At 69.2% G+C, this 6,542-nt stretch carries 7 protein-coding genes, 2 rRNA genes and 1 pseudogene; all 10 read right to left on the bottom strand.

What is annotated here, in order from left to right:
- A pseudogene (locus GT042_RS32255) lies at positions 1-267 on the bottom strand (hypothetical protein); the annotation flags it as partial.
- Position 268: 1 nt separating this feature from the next.
- Entirely contained in the window at positions 269-1,318 is a 1,050-nt protein-coding gene (locus GT042_RS32260) for an NAD-dependent epimerase/dehydratase family protein (RefSeq protein WP_161312240.1), read from the bottom strand.
- A gap of 274 nt (positions 1,319-1,592) precedes the next feature.
- Complete coding sequence (locus tag GT042_RS32265) at positions 1,593-1,691, bottom strand: AURKAIP1/COX24 domain-containing protein (protein ID WP_003948845.1); 99 nt, start codon at positions 1,689-1,691, stop codon at positions 1,593-1,595.
- A gap of 111 nt (positions 1,692-1,802) precedes the next feature.
- Positions 1,803-2,015: a helix-turn-helix domain-containing protein gene (locus GT042_RS32270; RefSeq protein WP_161312241.1), complete on the bottom strand. Its 213-nt coding sequence runs from the start codon at positions 2,013-2,015 to the stop codon at positions 1,803-1,805.
- A 128-nt stretch (positions 2,016-2,143) separates the two neighbouring features.
- On the bottom strand, positions 2,144-2,959 hold the full coding sequence (locus GT042_RS32275) for a phosphatase (protein ID WP_161312242.1): 816 nt from the start codon (positions 2,957-2,959) through the stop codon (positions 2,144-2,146).
- 97 nt (positions 2,960-3,056) lie between these two features.
- Entirely contained in the window at positions 3,057-4,229 is a 1,173-nt protein-coding gene (locus tag GT042_RS32280) for an acetoin utilization protein AcuC (RefSeq protein ID WP_161312243.1), read from the bottom strand.
- Positions 4,198-5,418 (bottom strand): MFS transporter, encoded by a 1,221-nt coding sequence (locus tag GT042_RS32285; protein WP_161312244.1) that lies wholly within the window; start codon positions 5,416-5,418, stop codon positions 4,198-4,200. The genes GT042_RS32280 and GT042_RS32285 overlap by 32 nt, the downstream gene beginning before the upstream one ends.
- 43 nt (positions 5,419-5,461) lie before the next feature.
- Positions 5,462-6,106: an HAD family hydrolase gene (locus GT042_RS32290; protein WP_161312245.1), complete on the bottom strand. Its 645-nt coding sequence runs from the start codon at positions 6,104-6,106 to the stop codon at positions 5,462-5,464.
- Between the two features lie 67 nt (positions 6,107-6,173).
- Positions 6,174-6,290: ribosomal RNA gene (gene rrf, locus GT042_RS32295) — 5S ribosomal RNA — on the bottom strand.
- 81 nt (positions 6,291-6,371) lie between these two features.
- Positions 6,372-6,542: ribosomal RNA gene (locus tag GT042_RS32300) — 23S ribosomal RNA — on the bottom strand; the annotation flags it as partial.

The raw sequence follows: 6,542 nt of genomic DNA on the forward strand, positions 1-6,542 counted from the left end.
CGCCCCCGACAACCCGCCCAACGGCTCCTCGCCGTCCGGCGGACCGCCGACCTCCGGGGTGTCGGGCTCCGGCTCCGGTACGGGCGTCAGCGGACCCTGCTTGCGCCCCTGGCCCGCCCCCGTACCCGGCCCGGAACCGCTCCCCCCGGCCCCGTGCCCGCGCTTCCCGGCCCCGTCCTTGGCCTGCTTGGGGGCCTGCTTGGGACGGCCACCCGCCCCCCGCCGCCTCGGCTCGTCGCCGAAGGGGATCACCTTGGCATCGGCCATGTCAGCTGCGCTCCTTGCTCGCGAGAGTGCGGACGGCCGTGGAGAGCCGGTCGACCGCGTGGACCACCGCCTGGGGCGGCAGCAGCCCCGCACCCCGGCTGCGGGCGAAGTCCGCGAAGGCCTGCGCCGTGGAGTACGTCGGTTCGAACCCCAGTGTCTCGCGCATCTGGTCCGTACTGACGACCCGGCCGTGGGTCAGCAGCCTGATCTGCTCGGGCGAGAAGTCCGTCATGCCGACGGTACGGAGCGCCGAACCGACCCAGGTCACGGCGGGCAGCAGCACCGGCACGGTGGGCCGCCCCAGCCGCCGCGAGCACTGCGAGAGCAGCAGTACACCCTCCCCCGCCACGTTGAAGGTGCCACTGTTGAGGGTCCCGCGCCGCGGCTCGTCGGCCGCGATCAGCAGGACGTCGATGACGTCGTCCTCGTGGACGAACTGCAACCGGGGGTCGTAGCCGAGGACCGTCGGCAGGACGGGCAGCGCGAAATACTCCGCCAGCGGTGAATCCGCCGCCGGCCCGAGGATGTTCGCGAACCGCAGCACACAGACGGCCACATCGGGCCGCCGCCGCGCGAAGCCCCGTACGTACCCCTCGACCTCCACCGCGTCCTTCGCGAAGCCGCCGCTCGGCAGGGACTTGGGCGGGGTGGTCTCGGTGAAGACCGCCGGGTCGCGCGGCGCGGAGCCGTACACACTCGTACTGGACTTCACGACCAGCCGCTTGACGGTCGGTGACTTCTGGCAGGCGCCGAGCAGCTGCATCGTGCCGATGACGTTGGTCTCCTTGACCGACGCACGGCCGCCGGTGCCCAGCGGCGTACCGGTCACATCCATGTGCACCACGGTGTCCACACGGTGTTCGGCGAGAACTCTCGCTATGGCGGGCTGCCGGATATCGGCGCGGACGAATTCCGCGCCACCCAGATGGTGCTCGGGAGGAACCGCGTCGACGGCGATCACCCGGTCGACGTCGGAGTCGCGTTGAACGCGCCGTACGAAACGGCCTCCGAGCTGCCTGGCCGCTCCGGTCACGAGCACGACCTTGCCCAAGATCAGCGCCTTCCCTAGCACCGGGTGGTCTTCCGACGTCACCGTAGCGGGTCGCTATTGCCCGGGCGTGACCGCACGACCCGCCGGGCGGCTCTTTTGGCCGAAGAAACACCAACGCGCCGAGAACGCCGACGCGCAGAGAACACGGACGAGGCCAGAACCCAGAACACCGACGGCCCGGAAAACACCAACGGCCCTCCCGCCATGTTCTGGCGGAAGAGCCGTGAATGCACGAACAGCTGTCGCGGAACGCCCCCGCCGGAGCGGGAACGGACTACTTCTTGTTACGACGCTGAACGCGGGTGCGCTTGAGCAGCTTGCGGTGCTTCTTCTTGGCCATCCGCTTACGCCGCTTTTTGATAACAGAGCCCACGACTACCCTCGCTCACTTCTCTTCACTCGGTGCGGGGCGTCTGGGCCCACACGACCTACGTCGGCCTAGCCTACCCGTCACCGAGTGAGAGACGTAATCCGAGTGCACGCCCTAGGCGGGCTGGACCCCCACAAATGACTCGCGGAGGTACTCGTGAACCGCTTGCTCCGGAACCCGGAAGGACCTGCCCACCCGGATCGCCGGCAGATGACCGCTGTGCACCAACCGGTACACCGTCATCTTCGACACTCGCATCACCGAGGCGACCTCCGCCACGGTAAGGAACTTGACCTCGTTGAGAGGCCTCTCGCTGCCAGCAGCCATGACCCACCTGTACCTTCCGCACGCGGCGGCCACCGGCTTCCCCTCCGGTGACTCTTCGTCGCTGTGCGCTCACGCCCCAGACTAGGGGCGGGTGGTGCGAGTGGGGAAGAGGAGCAGCCTACGGCGGCCTACTGTGACAGACACGCTCGATTGAGTACATAGCGAGTAAGCGGCAGGTAGTAAGCGGACCGTACGGCGTCGTCGAGCGGTACGGCGACGGACACCCGGCCCTCCGCCTCACCGACGAACAGCGCGGGGTCGTCCGTGTCGGCGAGACCGATGGCCTCGAAACCCAGCTGACCTGCCCCGCAGACCCATCCGTGGTCCCCGACCACCAGCCCCGGGAGGGGCCCTCGGGAGGCCACCAGACCATCCAGCGCGACCCGGACGGGCAGCGGCGAATGGGTGTGTGCGCCGGTCTCACTCCCGGCGTACGACAGGTGTGGTTCACGCATCAACGCAACTCCCCGTACGTAGTCGAGGTGGTACGTACGTACTCCGAACCGGGTCGTTATGTCGATACATCTCCCCTGCGCCGGGGTGAGGACGAGACATCCCGCCGCCGACAAAGCGTCTGCCAGGGCCGCGTAGAAACCGAGCAGCCGCTCCGGGTGCCCCGTACCGAACAGCACCGGAACCCGGTCCGCCGCCGCCTCCCGCAACCGCTCCGCGAAGGCGTCCAGCGCGGACAGCGTCCGTTCCGGATCGATCACGTCGTCGCCCGACACCTGCCCGGGATCCGAAGAGACACCACATTTGTCCGCCATCAGCCCCAGCACGTCCCGTTCGCTCCAGGAGCGTTCGGGATCCAGTCCGAGCAGCACCCGGGGATCCCTGGCCGCGAAGAGCCGGTAACTGCGCAGACTCCTCTCCCGTGACGTGGCCACAGGACCGGCCAGCCTGGCCGCCAGCAGATGGGCCCGCAGGGCTCCGGTGCTCAACATCCCGCCGATGCTGCCCGTTCCGGCAACCGCGCGGGGCCGGAACGGCCGGAGAATCCCACCGTTGGCGTAACGGCCGGGCAGCCGGCCCCGGCCCGCGTCAGGGCAGCAGCCCCCGCAGGGGGAACACCGCCTTGCGCGTCGCCAGGATCAACTGGTCCAGCCGGTCCGCCGGATCGTACCCGGAGTCCCACGCACGCCACTCCGGCGTCCGCCCGTCCGTCATCCGCCCCGGCCCCAACTGCCGCGTCAGCGCGTACACCTCGTCCCGCCACGCGGCGGGCACCACCGACTCCGGATCGATCGGCGCGTGCGCCGCGATCGCCACCAGATGGGTCCAGGACCGCGGCACGACATCCACCACCGCGTACCCGCCCCCTCCCAGGGCCACCCAGCGCCCCTCCTCGACGTATTCGTGCGCCAGGTCGTGGCAGGCGGCCTGGACGGCCCGCTGGGCGTCCAGGGACACCGCGATGTGCGCCAGCGGGTCCTCGAAGTGCGTGTCGGCGCCGTGCTGCGTCACGAGGGCCTGCGGGCGGAAATCGGCGAGCAGTTCGGGTACGACGGCGTGGAAGGCCCGCAGCCACCCCTCGTCGCCCGTCCCGGCCGGCAGGGCGATGTTCACCGCGCTGCCCTCGGCCCCGTCGCCACCGGTCTCCTCGGGCCAGCCGGTGCCGGGGAACAGCGTGTGCGGGTGCTCGTGCATCGAGATCGTCAGGACCCGGGGATCGTCCCAGAACGTCTGCTGCACACCGTCCCCGTGGTGCACGTCCACGTCGATGTACGCGACCCGCTCCGCACCCAGCTCCAGCATCCGCGCGATCGCCAGCGAGGCGTCGTTGTAGACGCAGAACCCGGACGCCGACCCCGGCATCGCGTGGTGCAGACCGCCCGCGAAGTTCACCGCGTGCGCGTTCTGCCCGCGCCACACGGCCTCGGCGGCCCCGACGGACTGCCCGGCGATCAGCGCCGACGCCTCGTGCATCCCGGCGAACGCCGGGTCGTCGGGCGTACCGACGCCGTACGACCCGTCGGCGTCCCCCGGGCGCTCCGAGAAGCGCCGTACGGCGTCCACATAGGCCTGTTGGTGGACGAGCCGCAGGGTCGAGTCCCCCGCGGCCGGCGCGGACACCACCTCCGCCACCTCGTCCAAGCCGTACGCCCGCACCAACCCCATGGTCAGCGCGAGCCGTACGGGATCCATGGGGTGGCTGGGTCCAAAGTTGTAACCCGTTACCCCGTCATCCCACATCAGCAGTGCGCGAGCGCTCATGCCCGCCACCGTATCGGGCCGGGTCCGCCTCGAACGAGCGGGTGTATACAAAAGTCACGAGGACCATGACCATCGGTACGAGCATCGCGCCCCGGTAGTTCCACGCGTCGCCGAGGGCCCCCACCAGGGGCGATCCGACGAGGAATCCCACGTAGTTGAAGATGTTGAGCCGGGCCACGGCCGCGTCACTCGCGTCCGGGAACAGCCGCCCGGCCGCCGCGAAGGTCTGCGGCACGATCACACAGAGCCCCAGCCCCAGCAGGGTGAACCCGGCGATCCCGGCCCAGGCCCCCGGCGCCACCGCGACCACACCGAACCCGAGGCCCGCGAGGAGCGTCCCGCACCGCACGACGGCCACGGCCCCGAAACGCCGTACCCCCAGATCCCCCACGGAACGGCCGAGGAGCGTGGTGACCATGTAGGCGTTGTACGGGACGGTCGCCAGCTCCTCCGAACTGCCGAGGACGTCGTGGAGGTACTTGGCGCTCCAGTTCGACACGGTGGAGTCACCGATGTACGCGAACGCCATGACAAGACAGAGCGGCAACAGCAGCTTGAAGACGAAGGGCTTGGCGACCACTTCGGACGCGCCGCCACCGCCACCGTCCCGAGCACCGGGCGGGACGGCCTCGGCAGCCTTGTACCAGTGCCCGCCGACCAGCGCGGCCGGCACCAGCACGGCCACCACCGGCAGGTACGAGACCAGCAGCGACAGATCCAGGTGCACCCCGACCCAGGCGAGCGAGGCACCGGCGATCCCGCCGAGGCTGTACGCCGCGTGAAAACCGATCATGATGCTGCGCCCGTACGCCCGTTGGAGCCGCACCCCGAGCATGTTCATCGAGGCGTCCAGCGCCCCCATCGCCAGCCCGAACGCCGCCAGGGCGAGGGCGAGCTGCCACACCTCACGGCCGGTGCCGACCCCGAGGAGGGCGAGCAGCAGGACGGGCTGGGTCCCCCGCAGCAGCGCACCGGGCCGGACGCGGAGGACCAGCTTCTCGGTGACCACGCTGCCGACGCCCGCGAGGATCGGCACGGCGGCGAGGAAGACCGGCAGCACGGCGTCGGATATCCCGTACCGGTCCTGGATGCCGGGGATGCGGGTGACGAGCAGGGCGAAGGCCACCCCCTGGACGAAGAAGCCCAACGCCAGGGAGGCCCGCCCGTGCCGCAACCGCACATCTGTCATGGCCGGACAGCGTAGGGCGCCGCCCTACCCATGGGTAGATGGATCAGGCGAGCAATCCCGGCAGTTCGTCCATGGTGGAGAAGTACCCGTCGGCCCCCGAGAGTCGCGCGGCGGATGTCATCGCGGTGAAGGCGTACACCTCCATGCCGGCGGCCCGCGCGGCGGCGACGCCGAGCGGGCTGTCCTCGACCACCACACAGCGGTCGGGCGCCACCCCCATGCGGGCGGCGGCGTGGAGGAAGAGGTCGGGGGCGGGTTTTCCCCGCCCGACGTCCTGCGCGCTGAAGATGACGGCGTCGTCGAACCACCGGTCCAGCCCGGTCTTCCGGTGCCCGACCCGGATCCGCTCGTGGCTCCCGGAGGAGGCGACGCAGTACGGCACCCCGTCGGCGGCCAGCTTCCCCAGCAGCTCCACGACCCCGTCGACCGGCTGCAACTCCCGCTCGAAGGCGGCGAAGACACGCGCGTGCAGGACGTCGTCGAACTCGGCGGGCAGCAGCTGCCCGGTGCGCTCCTTCACCAGGTCGTGGACGCGGTGCACGGCGGCTCCCATGTAGTCGCGCAGGGAGTCCTCGTAGGAGGTGGGATGGCCCAACTCGGTGAGATAGCCGGCCAGGATGGTGTTGGAAAGGGGCTCGCTGTCGACGAGCACACCGTCGTTGTCGAAGATGACCAATTCGTAGCGCATACCCTTGACCCTAAACGCAGAAATGCCCTGTACCAGAAGGTACAGGGCATTCCCGTAATCAAAGATTGTTCGGCGGCGTCCTACTCTCCCACAGGGTCCCCCCTGCAGTACCATCGGCGCTACGAGGCTTAGCTTCCGGGTTCGGAATGTAACCGGGCGTTTCCCTCACGCAATGACCACCGAAACACTATGAAGATATCCGAAAAGCTGGATGACAACACGGCTCTTCGTTACTTCAGAACTAACACAGTGGACGCGAGCAACTGAGGACAAGCCCTCGGCCTATTAGTACCAGTCAGCTTCAACCGTTACCGGTCTTCCACATCTGGCCTATCAACCCAGTCGTCTACTGGGAGCCTTAACCCCTCAAAGGGGGTGGGAGTTCTCATCTCGAAGCAGGCTTCCCGCTTAGATGCTTTCAGCGGTTATCCCTCCC

Origin of the sequence: Streptomyces sp. SID3212 (assembly GCF_009865405.1) — a bacterium.
GTDB lineage: Bacteria > Actinomycetota > Actinomycetes > Streptomycetales > Streptomycetaceae > Streptomyces.

Bases quoted from the DNA above. Each gene is read 5' to 3' on its own strand.
- GT042_RS32270 (WP_161312241.1), bottom strand. From the start codon at position 2,015: ATGGCTGCTGGCAGCGAGAGGCCTCTCAACGAGGTCAAGTTCCTTACC.
- GT042_RS32275 (WP_161312242.1), bottom strand. From the start codon at position 2,959: ATGTTGAGCACCGGAGCCCTGCGGGCCCATCTGCTGGCGGCCAGGCTG.
- GT042_RS32280 (WP_161312243.1), bottom strand. From the start codon at position 4,229: ATGAGCGCTCGCGCACTGCTGATGTGGGATGACGGGGTAACGGGTTAC.
- GT042_RS32285 (WP_161312244.1), bottom strand. From the start codon at position 5,418: ATGACAGATGTGCGGTTGCGGCACGGGCGGGCCTCCCTGGCGTTGGGC.
- GT042_RS32290 (WP_161312245.1), bottom strand. From the start codon at position 6,106: ATGCGCTACGAATTGGTCATCTTCGACAACGACGGTGTGCTCGTCGAC.